This is a genomic window from Acidovorax sp. 56 (genome assembly GCF_002749705.1).
Lineage (GTDB): Bacteria > Pseudomonadota > Gammaproteobacteria > Burkholderiales > Burkholderiaceae_C > Acidovorax.
The window spans coordinates 2,000,515-2,017,929 of record NZ_PEEV01000001.1 but is presented as its reverse complement, the minus strand read 5'-3'; the positions used below and the strand labels follow the sequence as shown (position 1 = coordinate 2,017,929).

The 17,415-nt window shown below is 66.2% G+C and carries 12 protein-coding genes; 6 read left to right on the top strand and 6 right to left on the bottom strand.

The features are described 5' to 3' along the window. Positions 1–9: 9 nt before the first annotated feature. Positions 10–1,584: a methyl-accepting chemotaxis protein gene (locus tag CLU88_RS08915; protein ID WP_099656279.1), complete on the bottom strand. Its 1,575-nt coding sequence runs from the start codon at positions 1,582–1,584 to the stop codon at positions 10–12. 260 nt (positions 1,585–1,844) lie between these two features. Continuing rightward, positions 1,845–2,855, bottom strand: a complete 1,011-nt coding sequence (locus CLU88_RS08910) for a tripartite tricarboxylate transporter substrate binding protein (protein WP_369827618.1) — start codon at positions 2,853–2,855, stop codon at positions 1,845–1,847. 419 nt (positions 2,856–3,274) lie between these two features. On the opposite strand from CLU88_RS08910, the gene CLU88_RS08905 reads away from it, so the two are divergent. Genes CLU88_RS08905 through CLU88_RS08885 form a run of 5 tightly spaced genes read left to right on the top strand, consistent with a single transcriptional unit; the run spans position 3,275 to position 7,920 of the window. Further along, the gene (locus CLU88_RS08905) at positions 3,275–3,907 is read left to right on the top strand and encodes a PepSY-associated TM helix domain-containing protein (RefSeq protein ID WP_099656277.1); all 633 of its coding nucleotides are present in this window, start codon (positions 3,275–3,277) and stop codon (positions 3,905–3,907) included. A 24-nt stretch (positions 3,908–3,931) separates the two neighbouring features. After that, positions 3,932–4,468, top strand: a complete 537-nt coding sequence (locus CLU88_RS08900) for a DUF2271 domain-containing protein (protein WP_099656276.1) — start codon at positions 3,932–3,934, stop codon at positions 4,466–4,468. 58 nt (positions 4,469–4,526) lie between these two features. Beyond that, positions 4,527–5,351: a DUF4198 domain-containing protein gene (locus CLU88_RS08895; protein WP_099656275.1), complete on the top strand. Its 825-nt coding sequence runs from the start codon at positions 4,527–4,529 to the stop codon at positions 5,349–5,351. Positions 5,352–5,401: 50 nt separating this feature from the next. Continuing rightward, complete coding sequence (locus CLU88_RS08890; protein ID WP_369827690.1) at positions 5,402–6,502, top strand: FAD:protein FMN transferase; 1,101 nt, start codon at positions 5,402–5,404, stop codon at positions 6,500–6,502. Between the two features lie 17 nt (positions 6,503–6,519). Then, positions 6,520–7,920 carry a sulfite reductase subunit alpha gene (locus CLU88_RS08885; protein WP_233205412.1) on the top strand — a complete coding sequence of 467 codons (1,401 nt, stop codon included), beginning with the start codon at positions 6,520–6,522 and terminating at the stop codon, positions 7,918–7,920. Between the two features lie 228 nt (positions 7,921–8,148). Here the strand turns inward: CLU88_RS08885 and rpoD are convergent, their stop codons facing one another. Both rpoD and dnaG read right to left on the bottom strand, forming a co-directional pair. After that, positions 8,149–10,530, bottom strand: coding sequence for an RNA polymerase sigma factor RpoD (gene rpoD, locus CLU88_RS08880; protein WP_099656274.1), 2,382 nt, complete (start codon positions 10,528–10,530; stop codon positions 8,149–8,151). 402 nt (positions 10,531–10,932) lie between these two features. Continuing rightward, on the bottom strand, positions 10,933–12,978 hold the full coding sequence (gene dnaG, locus CLU88_RS08875; RefSeq protein WP_233205411.1) for a DNA primase: 2,046 nt from the start codon (positions 12,976–12,978) through the stop codon (positions 10,933–10,935). A gap of 116 nt (positions 12,979–13,094) precedes the next feature. Between dnaG and CLU88_RS08870 the strand changes: the two genes are divergently transcribed. Next, positions 13,095–14,741 (top strand): acyl-CoA synthetase, encoded by a 1,647-nt coding sequence (locus CLU88_RS08870; protein WP_099658744.1) that lies wholly within the window; start codon positions 13,095–13,097, stop codon positions 14,739–14,741. Between the two features lie 11 nt (positions 14,742–14,752). Here the strand turns inward: CLU88_RS08870 and CLU88_RS08865 are convergent, their stop codons facing one another. After that, a complete protein-coding gene (locus CLU88_RS08865) occupies positions 14,753–15,334 on the bottom strand; it encodes a DUF5329 domain-containing protein (protein WP_233205410.1) in 582 nt (193 codons plus the stop codon). A 228-nt stretch (positions 15,335–15,562) separates the two neighbouring features. Then, positions 15,563–17,131 carry an alkaline phosphatase gene (locus CLU88_RS08860; protein ID WP_099656273.1) on the bottom strand — a complete coding sequence of 523 codons (1,569 nt, stop codon included), beginning with the start codon at positions 17,129–17,131 and terminating at the stop codon, positions 15,563–15,565. Positions 17,132–17,415 lie beyond the last annotated feature (284 nt).

Here is a 17,415-nt window from a genome sequence, read left to right as displayed (position 1 = left end):
GCGTTGCTCTCAACGCAACAAGGCCGGTGCGTGGGAGCCCTGTTGCCGCACGCGGAACACCGCCACCGCCTGCACCAGCTCGCTGGCCTGGCCGCTCAGGCTGCCTGCGGCGGCCGCGCTTTCTTCCACCAGGGCGGCATTCTGCTGGGTGGCCTCGTCCATGCGCACGATGGCCTGGGTCACGCGCTGCATGTCGTTGGTCTGGTCGCTGCTGGCGTGGCTGATCTCCTGCATCAGCTCGCTCACCCCACGAATGGAGGCCACTACCTCGGCCATGGTGCCGCCCGCGTTCTGGGCCAGGGCCGAGCCTGCCTGCACGCGCTCCACGCTGGTCTGGATCAGGGTCTTGATCTCTTGCGCGGCGCTGGCGCTGCGGGTGGCCAGGTTGCGCACCTCGCTGGCCACCACGGCAAAGCCCCGGCCTTGTTCGCCTGCTCGGGCGGCTTCCACGGCGGCGTTCAGCGCCAGGATGTTGGTCTGAAAAGCAATCGAGTCGATCACGCCAATGATGTCGGCGATGCGGCGCGAGCTTTCCTGGATGCCTTGCACCACCTGCACCATCTGCTCTACCACGGCGCCGCCGCGCTCGGCCACGGCCGAGCCGTTGCGGGCCAGTTCGCTGGCGCGCTGGGCGTTGGCGGCGTTTTGCTGCACGGTTTGTTGCAGCTGCTGCATGGACGAAGCGGTCTCGTCCAGGGACGAGGCTTGCTCTTCCGTGCGCATGCTCAGGTCGGCGTTGCCCTGGGCAATTTCGGCGCTGGCGCTGGCCACGCTCTCGGCGCTGCTGCGCACGCCAGACACCACGTTCTCCAGGTTCTCTTGCATGGCCTTGAGGGCTTGCAGCAGCCGGGCGGGCTCGTCTTGGCCCTCCAGTGCAATGGTCGATGTCAGGTCGCCCGCAGCCACCTTGTGCGCCACAGCCACCGCCTCGCGCAGCGGCCGCACCACCGAGCGGGTGAGCACCAGCCCGGCCGCCACGCCCAGCCCTGTGACCAGCGCCAGCGCCACCAGGCTGCTGACCAGCGCGCGGCGTGCGTCCTGCGCGGCTTCTTGTGCAATGGCGGCGCTGCTGCTGGCCACTTGCTCGCTCAGTGCGGTGAGCAGCTTGGCCGGGCCCTGGTCGATGTCGGCCACATCGGCATCGCCTGCGGAAGGCACAAACCCGAGCGACTGGAACACTTCAAACCCCTTGCGGTAGCCCTGGGCCATCTGCGTGTGCGCCTCGGTGAACTTCTGCAGCGCTGCCTTTTCTTGCGGATCGGTCAGCTGGGGCTCCAGTGCCTTTGCGGCCTCGGCCACGCGCTTCTCGCTGGCCTGGAAGGCGCCCCAGTGCAGCTCGCGCTTGCGGGCATCTTCGCCGCGCAGCAGGGTGTTCTTCCACTCCAGCACCTGGGTTTTGAACTCGCTTTCCATGCGGCTCACGGCGCGTTCTTGCGCCACACGTTGCAGCACGGTGCTGTCGTAGGTGCCCAGGGTTTTGTACAGCGCGGCAATGCCAAAGAGTGCGGCACCAATCAACAGCGCCAGCACCAGCCCAAGCGCTCCCGCCATGCGTGCACCAATGGAGAAGTGGGACATTTTCATAAAAAGCCTCGCGGGTCAGGGCGGGTCAAAAATGGGATGCACTGCGGCTCCAGGCCCCTCTGGCATGGGCACAGCCTGCCTGGCTGTGCAGCCATCCAGAAAAGCACCTGGGCTGAATCCAGTGTGCCGAGGGCGACGGCGCCCCGCAAGCGGGGCTGTGCGGGGGGCGTGTTGGGTGAGGGCGGCTTACAACACCCGCCGGATGGGCCGTGCGGACCCAGACCCCGCAGTGGGCTGAGTCAGGGGGCTGGAGAGTGGGCTCAGGCCTTGAGCTTGAGCAGGTACACCATCACGCGTGCGGTGGTCAGGTCCAGTTCCATGAACTCGGTCAGGTCCTTGCCCGCCAGCCAGGAGGCTTCCCAGCGGTTTTGCTTGAGCGTTTGCAGCCAGCTTTCGTGGTGGGTGGCTTGCTCTACCGCCGCCAGCAGTTCTGCGGTGCGGGCGGGGCTCACGCCCTTGCCGGTGAACACGCCGCGCCAGTTGGCCATGACGGCGTCAATGCCCTGGTCTTTGAAGGCCGGGATGCCAAACGCATTGCGCCGCGCCGATACGCCGATGGCCCGCAGTTTGCCCGCTGCCAGGGCATCACTGAACTCGCTGTAGCCCGAGATGCCCACGGCGGCATCGCCTTTGAGCAGCGACTCCACCACCTCTGGGCCGCTGGCAAACGGGCGGTACACCAAGGTTTCGGGCTTGGCCTTGGCGGCGCGCGCCAGCACACCGGCGTAGATGTGGTCCACACCACCGGCGGAACCCCCGGCCACGGGCAGGGCAGGCAGGTCGCCGCGCATGGCTTCGGCCAGGTCCTTGCCGCTCTTGATGGGGGACGAGGCTGGCACCGCCGTGACCAGGTAGTCGCTGGTCAGTCGGGCAATGGGCTGGATGTGCCCCATGTCCACGGCGGGCTTTTGCAGGGCTACAGCGCCCACCATCACCATGCCGCCCATCAGCAGGGTGTTGGCGTCGTTGCCGTACTTCTCTGCGTATTTGGCCAGGCCGATGGTGCCTCCCTTGCCGCCAATGTTCTCAAACTCCACCTGGTCGGCCGCGCCCACGGCCTTGAGGGCGGCGCCCAGTGCGCGGCCTGTCTGGTCCCAGCCGCCGCCGGGGTTGGCTGGGATGACGATGCGCAGCGTGCCCGCCACCTTGGCGGCCTTGGGGGCGGGTGCGCCGGGGCGCGGCGCGGTGGCCTGGGCCAGGGCGGCAGGTGCCAGCGGGGTCAGGAGGGCTGCCATTGCGGCGCTGCGCGCCAGGATCTGTCTGCGTTGCATGGTCATGGAACCTTGGGTAGTGGGCTGAAGCGGGTGCGGGCTCATGGCCTGCACCCAGACAACGAACGATGAAACAACGAACGGTTGGGGTGTCTGTGGGCCCTGCTTTGTTGTCTCCATAGGCTCTGCGGTGGGTGCAGTCGGCGCCACGCCAAGTCATGCAGCCCGGCGAGCGGGCCCATGCCTGGAAGTTTTTGTAATGGATGTAATCGTGACTTGCAAAGCTGTCAGTTTGCTGTCTGGGTTGTAGGGGTTACTACCATTGCGGTCACGGTGAGAAGGCCCCTAGTTGCGCGTCATGTGGTGTGTAAAGTTTTTGCAAATGAGAATGATTGTCGTTTTGAAAACTACAATGCCGGGTTTGGGCTGTGCCTCTCCAAGGCGGGTTGGGGCGGCCTCGCGTTCTTTTTTCCCCAGGCATGACCAAGTTACAAGACCACCGGCGGCGCTCTTTTTGGCTCAAAACCCTGCACGAGTGGCACTGGGTCAGCTCGGCCCTGTGCCTGCTGGGCATGCTGCTGTTTGCGGTGACGGGCATCACGCTCAACCATGCAGGGCAGATCGAATCCAAGCCCCGCGTGTTGCGAGCCCAGGCGCAGGCCCCGCAGGCGTTGCAGCAGGTGCTGTCAGCGCGGGCCCAGAGTGCGGGCAAGCGCTCTGCCGTGCCGCCAGAGCTGGCGCAATGGGCCCACGCGCAGTGGGGTGTCTCGCTGGCCGGGCGCGAGGCCGAGTGGGCTGACGACGAGGTCTATGTCTCCTTGCCGCGCCCCGGCGGCGATGCCTGGCTGCGCCTGGGGCTGCAAGACGGCGAGGCCGAATACGAAAGCACCGACCGGGGCTGGATTGCCTACCTGAACGATCTGCACAAGGGCCGCAACACCGGAGTGGCCTGGAATTGGTTCATCGACCTGTTTGCCGTGGCCTGCTTGGTGTTCTCTTTCACGGGCCTGTTCATTTTGAAGATGCACGCGGGCAACCGCCCCTGGACCTGGCCCATGGTGGGGCTGGGCCTGGTGGTGCCTGCGCTGCTGGCGCTCTTGTTTATCCACTGAACTTTCACGAAAGAAAGCCTGCCTATGCTGAAGCCTTCCCCATCCAAACTGCGCTACACCGTGGCCCTGGGCGCGTGCCTGGGCGCCCCTGCCTTTGCGGCGGGGCTGAATGTGGGGGTGGAAATCCCCCGCCTGGACGTGGCCGAGTACCACCGCCCCTATGTGGCCATCTGGCTGGAGCGCGCGGACAACACCGTGGCCTCCACCCTGTCGGTCTGGTACGACGTCAAGCTCAAGAACGCCGAGGGCACGGGCACCAAGTGGCTCAAGGACATGCGCCAGTGGTGGCGCCGCGCTGGGCGCGATCTGGAGATGCCCATCGATGGCGTGACCAGCCCCACACGCCCCGCAGGCAAGCACCAGCTGCAGTTCACCGAAGGCAAGAATCCGCTGGCCGCCCTGCCCGCAGGCAACTACAAGCTGGTGGTGGAAGCCGCCCGCGAGGTAGGTGGGCGTGAGGTGGTGTCGGTGCCCTTCACCTGGCCTGCGGCCAAGGCGCAGCAACTGCGCGCCGCAGGCAGCAGCGAGCTGGGCGAGATCACCCTGGAGCTGAAGCCCTGAGCCGCTCCGGCACATCCCCTTTTTTTGATTCGCTCTCTTCGCTCAACTGGAGTCATTGATGAAATTTCCTGTTCTTGCACGCGCCCGGTGGGTGCACCTGGCCGCTGGCGTGGCGCTGTTGATGGCGGCTGCTTCGGCCGCCCAGGCCCACAACGTGTGGCTGCTGCCTTCGAGCACTGTGCTGTCCAAGGCGGAATGGATCACGGTGGACGCTGCGGTGTCCAACGACCTGTTCTTCTTCAACCATGTGCCGCTGGGTTTGGACAACCTGGTGGTGACTGCGCCCGATGGCTCCACGCTGGCGCCTGAAAACGCCCACAAAGGCAGGCTGCGCAGCGTGTTTGACCTGAACCTGACCCAGCCTGGCACCTACCGCCTGGCCGTGCTCAATGGCGGCCTGATGGCCACCTACAAGGACAAGGCCGGGCAGCCCAAGCGCTGGCGCGGTACCCCCGACAAGTTCGCTGCCGAAGTGCCAGCCGATGCGCAAGACTTGAAAGTCACCCAGTCTGCCGGGCGGGTGGAAACCTATGTCACCGTGGGCAAGCCCAGTGCCGTCAAGGCCAGCGGCAAGGGGCTGGAGCTGGTGCCCGTGACGCACCCCAACGACCTGGCCCAGGGCGAGAAGGCCACCTTCGCCTTCCATGTGGATGGCAAGCCTGCCGCAGGCGTAGAGGTTGTTGTGGTGGCGGGCAGCTCGCGCTACCGCGACAAGCTCGGCGAGATCAAGGCCAAGACCGATGCGCAGGGCCAGTTCAGCATCACCTGGCCAGCGGCTGGTATGTACTGGGTGGATGCCGATGTGAAGGACGACAAGACCTCGGTGCCCCAGGCCAAGGAGCGCCGCCTGTCGTACGTCGGCACCCTGGAAGTGTTGCCCTGAGCGCACCGCACACCTTGTACGCCCAGCACACCACACCCCAGGCCCCGCGCATCCGCGTGCGCTACGGGGCCGGTTGCCAGCCCGGTGCCCTGCCGGCCGCACCTTTGGCTTCTGCCGCCGCTGGCTATGCCGCGGGCCCGGCCGCAGTGCTGCGCGCGCGCGATCCGGCGGCGTTGCACACCCTGGCAGGCGCCACCATGGGTACCACCTGGTCGGTGCGCCTGGCCAACCCGGGGTTTGAGGTACTGGAGCCTGTGCAGGCTGCGGTGCAGCAGGCGCTGGACACCGTGGTGCAGCAGATGAGCCACTGGGAGGCTGACTCGGAAATCAGCCGCTTCAACCGCGCGGAGGCGGGCGCTTGGCAGGTGATATCGCCCGAGTTCATGGAAGTGCTGGCGTGCGCGCTGCACTGGTCGCGCGCCAGCCAGGGCGCGTGGGACCCCACCGTGGGCCCGCTGGTGGACGCCTGGGGCTTTGGCCCGCGTGCCAACCCCTTGGCAGACCACCGTGCCCAGTTGCCCCACCCGCAGCGGTTGCAGGAGGCCCGGGCCCGTGTGGGTTTTGATCGGCTGCAACTGAGCCCGGCCGAGCGCCGCGTGCTGCAGCCCGGCGGCGCGCAGCTGGATTTGAGCGGCATTGCCAAAGGCTTTGGGGTGGACCTGGTGGCGCGCACCCTGCAGCGCCTGGGCTTTGGACATTTTTTGGTGGAGGTGGGCGGCGAGTTGCGCGCCAGCGGCCAGCGCCCCGATGGGCAGCCCTGGCGGGTGCAGATTGCGGGCGTGGCCGATGGGGCGCGCCAGCCCCCACGGGCTGCCCCCCGCGTACTGCCGCTGTGCGATAGGGCCGTGGCCACCTCGGGGGACCATTGGCATGCGTTCGAGCTGGGCGGGCGCCGCTACTCGCACACGCTGGACCCGCGCAAGGGCGAGCCGGTGTTGCACCGGCTCCGCAGCGTCACGGTGCTGCATGCCGAATGCATGCAGGCCGATGCCCTGGCCACGGTGCTCACGGTGCTGGGGCCGCACGAGGGGCTGGCCTTTGCGCAGCACCACGGCATTGCCGCGCTGCTGTGCGAACACACGGATGCAGGGTTGGTGGTGCACACCAGTGCTGCTTTTGAACAGCTGGACCCGCCCGCTCGGGTGGTTTGATTTTTTGGGAAAACCCCATGGGGCTCTTGGGTGAAATGGCGATGGTGGGCGCTGCACGCTGGATGGCCGCCGCAGGCCTGGTGGCCCTGTATGCCGCCTTGTGCGCTGCCGTGTGGTGGCGCGAGCGCCGCAAGCGCCAGGCGGCCCAGGCGCAAGCCGCGTCGCTGGCCGCTGCCCGCGAGGGGCTCCATGCGCTGCTGGTGGTGTACGCCAGCCAGACCGGCCAGGCCCAGGAGCTGGCGCAAGAAACCGCCCGCCTGCTGCACGCCGCCGGAGAGCCCGTGCAACTGTGCCCCGTGCACCAGCTCACCCCCGAGGCGCTGGCCCAGGCGCGATGCGCGCTGTGGGTGGTCAGCACCTGCGGCGAGGGCGACCCGCCCGACCACGCCGCCGCCTTTGCCAGCCGCACCCTGGCCAGCGCACCGCAGCTGGCGCACTTGCGCTACGGCCTGCTGGCGCTGGGCGACCGGAAGTACACCCACTTTTGCGGCTTTGGGCGCCAGGTGGACGCGTGGCTGCAGCGCTGCGGGGCCAAGCGCCTGTTTGACACCGTGGAGATGGACAACGGCGATGCCCAGGCGCTGCAGCAGTGGCAGCACCACCTGGGGCAGGTGGCCTATGTCAGCGATTTGCCCGCCTGGCAGGCGCCCGAGTTTGCCGACTGGGTGCTGGCTGGCCGCACGCACCTGAACCCCGGCAGCGCGGGCGGGGCGGTGTTTCACCTCGAACTGGTGCCCCCCGCAGACCTTGCAGGCGCTGCCGTGGCATGGGAGTCGGGCGACCTGGTGCAGGTGCGCGCCCCGCAAGACCCCGATCACCCGCGCGAGTACTCGGTGGCCTCCATCGCCAGCGATGGCAGCGTCCACTTGCTGGTGCGCCAGGCGGTGCGGGGCGATGGCTCGCTCGGCTTGGCCTCGGGCTGGCTCACGCAGGGCGCGGCCGTGGGGGCCGCCATACCCCTGCGGCTGCGTGCGCACAGCAACTTCCGGTTGGAGGGCAACGCCCAGCGCCCCCTGATCCTGATTGGCAACGGCACGGGGCTTGCCGGGCTGCGCGCCCACCTGCGTGCCCGGGCGGCCATGGGGGCCGGGCCCAACTGGCTGCTGTTTGGCGAGCGCAATACCGCGTACGACTTTCACCACCAGGCCGAGCTGGAGGGCTGGCACCGGCAAGGCACCCTGCAGCGGCTGGATGTGGCCTTCTCGCGCGACCAGCCTACCCGCGTGTACGTGCAGCACCTGCTGGCGGCCGAGGCCGAGACCGTGCGCGCCTGGGTGGCGCAAGGCGCCGCGGTGTACGTGTGCGGCAGCCTGCAGGGCATGGCCCAAGAGGTAGACAGCGCACTGCGCCAGATTCTGGGGGCAGACGCCCTGGACCATTTGCTGCGCGAAGGGCGCTACCGGCGCGACGTGTATTGAGGGGATTGAACAGAGGCCCTCAGCGCAGGCGCTGCATCGTGTGGCAATTTGCTATAAAAAACATAGCAGATAGCGCTTATCTAGATTGCGCTAGGGCCTGATTTTGTTTAAATAATCCACCCCGCCAATGAAAAAGCCCGCCAGCCTGTTCAAAGGCGGCGGGCTAGGGGCCCAATGACTAGGGCAGGGACACCGGCTGGCGGGCCCTGTACCGAGCTTTGCAGCGCTTTACAGCGAGTCGATGAAGCTGCGCAGCTTGTCCGAGCGCGAAGGGTGCTTGAGCTTGCGCAGCGCCTTGGCTTCTATTTGGCGAATGCGCTCGCGGGTCACGTCGAACTGCTTGCCCACTTCTTCCAGCGTGTGGTCGCTGGTCATTTCGATACCGAAGCGCATGCGCAGCACCTTGGCTTCGCGGGGGGTCAGGCCATCGAGGATGTCCTTGACCACGTCGCGCAGGCCGGCCTGCATTGCGGCTTCGATAGGCGCGGTGTTGGCTCCGTCCTCGATGAAGTCGCCCAGGTGGCTGTCGTCGTCGTCCCCGATTGGTGTTTCCATGGAGATCGGCTCCTTGGCGATCTTCATGATCTTGCGGATCTTGTCTTCCGGGATCTCCATCTTGGCCGCCAGGATGGACGCATCGGGCTCGAAGCCAAACTCTTGCAAGTGCTGGCGGCTGATGCGGTTCATCTTGTTGATCGTCTCGATCATGTGCACCGGGATACGGATGGTGCGCGCCTGGTCGGCGATCGAGCGGGTGATGGCCTGGCGGATCCACCACGTGGCGTAGGTCGAGAACTTGTAGCCGCGGCGGTATTCGAACTTGTCCACCGCCTTCATCAGGCCGATGTTGCCTTCCTGGATCAAATCGAGGAACTGCAGGCCACGGTTGGTGTACTTCTTGGCAATCGAGATCACGAGGCGCAGGTTGGCCTCGATCATTTCCTTCTTGGCATCGCGCGAGGTGGCTTCACCTTCGTTCATGCGCTTGTTGATGCCCTTGAGCTCGGTCAGCGGCACGACCACGCGCGACTGCAGGTCCATCAGCTTTTGCTGCAGGTCCTGGATGGGCGGGATGTTGCGCGCAATGATGGACGACCAGGGCTTGCCAGCGGCGGCTTGCTTCTCGACCCACTGCAGGTTCAGCAGGTTGGGTGGGAAGTCCTTGATGAACGTCTCTTGGGGCATGCCGCACTTGTCCACGATGATGCGGCGCAGCTCACGCTCCTTCTTGCGCACATCGTCCACCTGGCCGCGCACCATGTCGCACAGCTTCTCGATGGTCTTGGCGGTGAAGCGGATGGTCATCAGCTCTTCCGACAAAGAGGCCTGGGCCTTCATGTAGGCAGGGGTGCCGTAGCCTTCCTTGTCATAGATCTTGTGGATCTTCTCGAACAGCTCGCGCAGCTTGTCAAAGCGCTCCAGCGCCTGCTTCTTCAGCTCTTCGAGCTTCTTGGTCAGCGCCTTGGAGCCGCCCTTGCCGTCGTCGTCGTCGGCTTCGTCGAACTCGTCGAAGTCTTCTTCGGCCACATAGTCGTCGGCCTCATTGGGGTTGGAGAAACCGTCCACGATGGTCGAGATGACGACCTTGCCTTCGCGGATCTCTTCGCCCATGTTCAGGATTTCGGCAATGGTGGCGGGCGATGCACTGATCGCCTCCATCATGGCCATCAGGCCGCCTTCGATGCGCTTGGCGATTTCGATTTCGCCTTCGCGGGTCAGCAGCTCCACGGTGCCCATTTCGCGCATGTACATGCGAACGGGGTCGGTGGTGCGGCCGAATTCCGAGTCCACGGTGGACAGCGCGGCTTCAGCGGCTTCTTCGGCTTCTTCTTCGGTGGCGCCTGCGGGGGCGTTGTCCGTGATGATCAGCGCTTCGGCGTCAGGCGTTTGCTCGTACACCGCCACGCCCAGGTCGTTCAGGGTGGTGATAACGGCTTCGAGGGTTTCGGCATCGACCAGCTTGTCGGGCAAGTGGTCGTTGATTTCAACGTGCGTGAGGTAGCCGCGTGTCTTGCCCAGCTTGATCAGCGTCTTCAGGCGCGAGCGGCGCTTTTGCAGGTCTTCTTCGGACAGGACGGTTTCGTCCAGGCCGAATTCCTTCATCAAGGCGCGTTCCTTGGCCTTGCTGATCTTCATGCGCAGTGGCTTGACCTTTTCGACCGTGGCTGCTGCTTCGGTGGACTCTTCGACTTCGCCTTCCAGATCGGCTTCGATGTCGGACAGGTCGGCGTCGTCGCCCACGTCATCGCTGGCAGCTGCGGCCTTGGGCTTGCGGCCACGCTTGGCAGGGGCCTTGGCTTCGCCACCAGCGGCTGCTGCCTTGGCAGGGCGGCCGGGCTTTTTCTTGGGGGCTTCTTCGTCGTCAGTGGCCGCGGCGGCTGCCTTGGCGCGCGCAGGCTTCTTCTTCAGCAATTCATCAGCAGCTTTAATCAGCTCGGCAGTACTTTTCACAGGCACGTTTTTCACTTTCTTGGCGTCCGCAGCCTCGGCAACAGCAGCGGCCTTTTTGGGCGCGGCTTTGGCCGGTGCTTTGGCAGCGGTTTTGGAGACAGCCTTGGCGGCGGTGTCTGGAGCAGTCTTGGGCGGCTTCGCGGACTTTTGAGCGGGCATGAAAAACCTCAGATTCAAAAACTGACACAAAGAAAACGCTAACGAACGCCACAGATCCCGGCGCGGGTGGCAACGCCAAAGCAGTACGGCTTGGCGTTTTGAGGGGAGACCCTCAGGGGCAAGATGTCTGGGCGATCATTTGGTGTGCAGTCCTTGCGATAAGTGGGCCTATCCGCGCTGAGGTGCGCGCGTGTCAGGGGGCCCGGCTCGGAGGTGCTGCTGTCGCTCTTGCCGATGAACCCTACATTATACCAAGAGGGGTGAATTTCAAGTGCTTTTGCGGCCGTATTGGCGCGGATGCGGCCGTTATGTGGCTTTTTGGTCTTGCACGCAGGGCTTGGGGTGCCCCCGTATCGGTTCTGATCCGCCCCTGCCAGGGCTGTGCGCAGGCGCTTGGCGCGCTTATTTGGGCGCTGGCGGCGCCACCACCGCTTTCAGGGCGCGCGAACGCGCATCCAGTTCGCGCCAGCGGTTGAGGTCGCCGCTGGCCAGGGCGTATTGCAGCTGTTCCTTGATCTGCTCGATCTGGATGCGGGCCAGCAGGTCGGTCAGTTCAGACCGCAGCTCGGCTTCGTCGCCTTCGGTTTGCGCATGGGCGCCAGTCATGACCTTCACGGCCACGGCCTCGCATTCGTGCCCGCGCAGACTTTCACGCAGCACGGCCCAGGGCTGGGGACCATGCTCGTGGAACTGCGCCTCCAGCCACGCAAACAGGGGGCCGTGCGGCGCAGGCTGGGCGCACAGCGCGGTGTGGTCTTCTTGCGCCAAATGCTCCAAAAAGCCCATGTGCGACAGCAGCAGCCGTGCGGCATGGTCCACCCGGCTGGCCATGGGCGTGGCGGGCAGGCGGGGCTGGGGCGGCCAGGGGCTGTCGTCGCGCTTTTTCCAAGGGCCCTTGCCTTTCCAGTCGCCTTTGCCCTTCCAGTCTCCGCTCTTGCGGTAGGGCGCGCTGGTAGAGGGATAGGCGCTGCCGTAGTTCGCGTCGTAACCGGCATCGTGGCTGCCTTGCCAGGGTGGGGCGCCGTCTGCGCCAGCGCCCCACGGGGAATCGTCGGTGGGGTGGGGCTGTGCATGGGCAGCGTGCCCTGCGCCCGCGCCAGCAGGGGCGCGGCGGTGCGTGTCGTGGGCCGATGCCTGGCTCCACAAGGCCGCCAGGTCGTTGGCGGGCAGTTGCGTGAGCTGGGCCAGCTCGCCCAGCAGCTGGCGGCGCAACACGCCGTCGGGCAGGGCAGACCACAGGGGGCGGGCGTTGCTGGCCATGTGGGCGCGGCCCTCGGCGGTGGCCAGGTCGCAGCCGTCGCTGGCTGCTTCGATCAGGAAGCGGCTCAGTGGCATTGCCTCGGCAATGCAGCGGGAGAAGGCATCGGCGCCGTGCTCGCGCACGTAGCTGTCGGGGTCGTGCTCTGCTGGCAAAAACAAGAACTTGATGCTGCGCGTATCAGTGGCGTGGGGCAGGGCGCCATCGAGTGCCTTGCGCGCGGCGCGGCGCCCGGCAGCATCGCCGTCAAAGCTGAACACCACGGCGTCGGTAAAGCGCAGCAGCTTTTGTACATGCTCGGGCGTGCAAGCGGTGCCCAGCGTGGCCACGGCGTTGGGAAAGCCCAGTTGCGCCAACGCCACCACGTCCATGTAGCCCTCGGTCACCAGCGCATAGCCCGCCTCGCGGATGGGCGTGCGGGCTTCAAACAGGCCGTACAGCTCGCGCCCTTTGTGGAAGACCGGGGTTTCGGGCGAGTTCAGGTACTTGGGCTTGTCGTCGCCCAGCACCCGCCCGCCAAAGCCAATGCACTCGCCTTTGACATTGCGGATCGGGAACATCACCCGGTCGCGGAAGCGGTCGTAGCGCTTGCCGCCGTCTTCATCGTTGACGATGACCAGGCCGCTTTCTTCGAGCAGCGGGTCGTCGTACGCCGGGAACACGCTGGCCAGGCTGCGCCAGCCCTCGGGCGCGTAGCCCAGGCCATATTGCTTGGCCACATGGCCCGACACGCCCCGGCCCTTGAAGTAGCCAATGGCGCGCTGCGACTCGCGCAGGTGGCGGCGGTAGGCGTCGGCGGCTTTTTCCAGCACATCGGTCAGCGTGGCCTGCTTTTGCCGTGCGGCAGCGGCGCGCTCGCGCTCCTGGGGGGAGATGTCGTCGTCAGGTACCTGCAGGCCCACGCTTTGGGCGAGGTCGTTCACGGCCTCGATGAAGCCCATGCCCGCATGGTCCATCAGGAAGCTGATGGCGTTGCCGTTCTTGCCGCAGCCAAAGCAGTGGTAGAACTGCTTGGAGGGGCTGACACTGAACGAGGGCGACTTTTCCCCGTGGAAGGGGCACAGCCCCATGAAGTTGGCGCCGCCTTTTTTGAGCTGCACGTAGCGGCCCACGATATCGACCACGTCGACGCGCGAGAGCAACTCTTGGATGAACGACTGGGGGATGGACACGGGGGTATTTTCGCCCATGCGTGGCGCTTCCCGGGCGGGGCGCCGTAAATTGCGGCCAGGGCGCTTTCAGCGCGCTGTCAGCCCGGGGGGCTGTAATGGGAAATTACCTGTTTTTCTGCCCAAGGATGGATGTGATGACCTCTGCGTACGACCAGCACCTGCCGCGCAATCCGGCCAACTTTGCGCCCTTGTCCCCGTTGGGGTTCTTGGAGCGGGCAGCTGAGGTCTACCCCGACCGCCTGGCCATCGTGCACGGTGCGCAGCGCCAGACCTGGGGGCAGACCTACGCCCGCTGCCGTCAGCTGGCCAGCGCCTTGCAGCGCAGCGGCATCGGCAAAAACGACACCGTGGCCGTGATGCTGCCCAACACCCCGCCCATGGTCGAGGCCCACTTTGGCGTGCCCATGGCCGGGGCTGTGCTCAACGCGCTGAACACCCGGCTCGACCCTGAAACCATTGCCTTCATGCTGGACCACGGCGAGGCCAAGGCCGTGATCGTGGACCCGGAGTTCACCACCACCCTGGCCAAGGCCCTGGCGCTGCGCCAGTCCACCGCCCCGCTGCTGGTGGTGCAGGTGCAAGACGACCTGTACGGCGCACCAGCCCAGACCTTGCCAGGCCCAGACTACGAAGCCTTTGTGGCCAGCGGTGACCCGCAGTTTGCCTGGGAGCTGCCCGCCGATGAATGGGACGCCATTGCCCTGAACTACACCAGCGGCACCACCGGCAACCCCAAAGGCGTGGTCTACCACCACCGGGGTGCGGCCACCAACGCCATCAGCAACGTGCTGGAGTGGGACCTGCCCAAGCACGCCGTGTATTTGTGGACGCTGCCCATGTTCCACTGCAACGGCTGGTGCTTTCCGTGGACGATTGCGGCACGTGCGGGCGTCAACGTTTGCCTGCGCCGCGTGGAGGCACAGGCGATTTTTGACGCCATTCGCACCCACGGCGTCACGCACTACTGCGGCGCGCCCATCGTGCACGGCTTGCTGGTCAACGCCCCCGACGCGATGAAGGTGGGCGTGCCCGCAGGCGTCAAGGCCATGGTGGCGGGCGCGGCGCCACCGGCCTCGATGATCGAGGGCATGGAGAAGATGGGGTTTGATTTGACCCACGTGTACGGCCTGACCGAGGTGTATGGCCCCGCCACTGTGTGCGCCAAGCACGAGGCGTGGGATGCCCTGGACATTGGCGAGCGCGCCCGCCTCAACGCCCGCCAGGGCGTGCGCTACCACCTGCAGCGCGATGTGCGCGTGCTGGACCCGGAAACCCTACAGCCCGTGCCCTGGGATGGCGAGACCATGGGCGAGATCATGTTCAAGGGCAACATCGCCATGAAGGGCTACCTGAAGAACCCCAAGGCCACCGAAGACGCCTTTCGTGGCGGGTGGTTCCACAGCGGTGACTTGGCCGTGCAGTACCCCGACGGCTACATCAAGATCAAAGACCGCAGCAAGGACATCATCATCTCGGGCGGCGAGAACATCTCGTCCATCGAAGTTGAAGACGTGCTCTACCGCCACCCCGACGTGCTGGCCGCTGCTGTGGTGGCCAAGCCCGATACCAAGTGGGGCGAAACCCCCTGCGCTTTTGTGGAGCTGAAGGCGGGCGCCACCGCCACCCCCGAGGACATCGTGGCGCACTGCAAAAAGCACCTGGCGGGCTTCAAGGTGCCCCGCGCCGTGGTGTTTGGCGAGCTGCCCAAAACCAGCACGGGCAAGATCCAGAAGTTTGAGCTGCGCAAACAGGCCGGGTCGGCCAGCGCGATCGACGTGTGAAGCGGTTGGGCTTACTTGGCCGCAGGCGCTGCAGGAACGGCAGGAGCGGAGTGCACCATCGGCGCCGCAGCGCCTGAGCGCAGGGCTTTGAGCTCACCCTTGAGCCAGGGCCCGGCATCCACTGCTGCCGCCCCGGCGCAGCGCACCTGGTAGGCCTTGCCACTGGCGCTGCTGGACGACGCCCCCAGTTCAATGAACTGCTCGGTGGTCTGCACCGCATTTTTGCCATCCAGGTAGTCCAGCTTTTTGAGCAAATGCGCCTTGGCCTCGGCGCCGCTGTACCAAGAGCCGTTGCGGTTGAAATCGCAGCCAGACGCCTGCAGCCGGGTGAGAAGGGCGTTGACCTCGGCCTTGGCGGCTGCTGGCAGGCTGCCTGCTGCGCTGTAGCCCGCCAGCGCCCACAGCGTGGCCGCCAGGCAGGCGGTGCGCAATGCAGGAGGGCAAGGCAGGGCCAGTGTGGGCAAGCGGCGGGGCGTGGTGTGCATGGTGGTGCGGGGTAACAGGGTGGAGGGGCCGCAAGGCGGCAGCAAGAACCGGGTCACGACCTCTTGCGAGATCGTTGGCAGGCTCTCCAGAGCGGGCAATCTTGCCATGATTGCTCATGTTTTGATAGCTGCTCGCGCTTATTCGGTGAGAGCTAACCCTCTTTTTTGTTAAAAATTGCGCAACAGCACCGTGCTGAAGCATCGCAGCCGCCTGGCACCAGCCTTGGGCAGGCTTTGAGGGGCTGGGGTTTCAATGATTTTGGCCCCTAGCGCTTGATTGATAAGCGCTGGCAGCTATTTATTTGATAGCATTTTAAGCCACCTGGCACCGCAGGCCTACGCCACCACGGGCCCCGGCTTGCGGTCTTCCACCACAAAGCGGGCCTGGGTGCTGGCGGTGCTGGCCGCGTCCATCGGGTTGTCCACCACGCGCAAGGTGGTGGTCCAGCGCGTGGGGGTGATGTCGGCCAGACCGTAGCCGCGTTGCTCGCAACGGGCCAGCAGCACATGGGGGTTGTGGCGGACGATGGCATCCACCTTGTCTTGCGTGGTGCCCGCGCGCGAGCTGATGGAGGTGCCGCAGAACTCGCTGGCCAGCACCGGCAGGCTGCCACCGCTGGCGCCCGCACCGGGGGCGTGCACATTGCACACATAGTTCTGGTGGATGTCGCCGCCCAGCAGCACGGTGTTGCGCGGCCGGTGGCGCTGTACCGATTGCAGCAGGCGCTCGCGTGCCGCAGGGTAGCCGTCCCAACCATCGGTAGCCACTTGGCCGCTGGGGTAGTGGCGCGGCGAGAACAGGGTCTGCTGGGCCAGCACGCTCCAGCGGGTGTGGTCGCTTTGGGCGTCGGCGGCCAGGCCGGCGTCCAGCCATTGCTCTTGCGCAGGGCCCAGCAGGCTGCGGGCGGGGTCGGCCAGCTCGGCGCAGTCGCCTGGGCGCACGGCGCCTGCGTTGCTGGCACCCGGTTTGCGGCAGGCTTGCAGGGCGCGGTATTGGCGGTCGTCCAGCAGGTGCAGCTGGGCCAGCCGCCCCCAGCGCAGGCGGCGGTACACCTGCAATTGCCCAAACTGTGCATCGACCAGGCTGCTGGCGCGCAAAGGCATGTTTTCGTAGAACGCCTGCCACGCGGCGGCGCGCTGCGCCAAGAAAGCGGTGGCATCGCCCTGGCCATTGCTGGTGCCCGCGTAGTCGTTTTGCACCTCGTGGTCGTCCCAGGTCACAGCCCAGGGGCAGGCAGCGTGGGCGGCTTGCAGGGCGGGGTCGCTTTTGTGCAGGGCGTAGCGGTCGCGGTAATCGGCCAGTGTGGTGGCGTGGCGCAGGCTGTGGGTGCGTGCCAGCCCCTCGGTGTTTTTGGGGGTGGCGTATTCGTAGATGTAGTCGCCCAAAAAGAGCACCAGCTCCGGCTGATCGGCGCACAGGTGGCGCCAGGCGGCGTAGTGGCCGTGCTCCCAGCGCTGGCAGGAGGCAAAGGCCACGCGCAGCCTGGCCACCAGGGCGTCAGCCGCCGGTGCGGTGCGGGTGCGCCCGGTGGCGCTGGTGGCCTGCCCCAGCAAAAAGCGGTAGTGGTACCACCGGGCGGGCTCCAGCCCCTGCACCTCCACATGCACGCTGTGGCCCCGCTCAGGGCTGGCGGTGGCCTGGCCTTTTTGCACGATGCGTTGAAAGCCCTCGTCGTGGGCGACTTCCCAGTGCACCGTTTGTTCGGGCAGGGGCTGGCCGGGCGGAGCGATGAGGCGCGTCCACAGCACCACGCCATCAGGGGCCGGGTCGCCACTGGCCACCCCCAGGGCAAAGGGGTCGCCCGTCAGGTGCGCGGTTTGCAGCCAGGCCCAGCGGGGCAGGGTGGTGGCGGCTGCAGCGAAGGCGGCGCGCTGCAAAAAGAGTCGTCTCTGCTTGGGGGGCATGGCAGCTGCGAGGTTGTTTTGTTCCCTTACTTTACTGGCTCCGCTTGCAGCTTCAGGGGCGGTGATCGTGGTGCGCAGCGCTTCAAAAAGGCGCGGCTAGTGGGCCTCTGCACGAATCGCTACGCCGTGTGCATCTGCGGTCTCGGGCGGTCTGCGTCGTTGCAAATACTCGCAATAGCGATGGCTATTGCTGCGTTTTGCGCCTTGCAGCCGTTCCCGATCCGCAGCGCCCACTTGCAGGCCCCCGGGGCGCGCAGCCGCCGCGCAAGGGCCGCCCCGACATG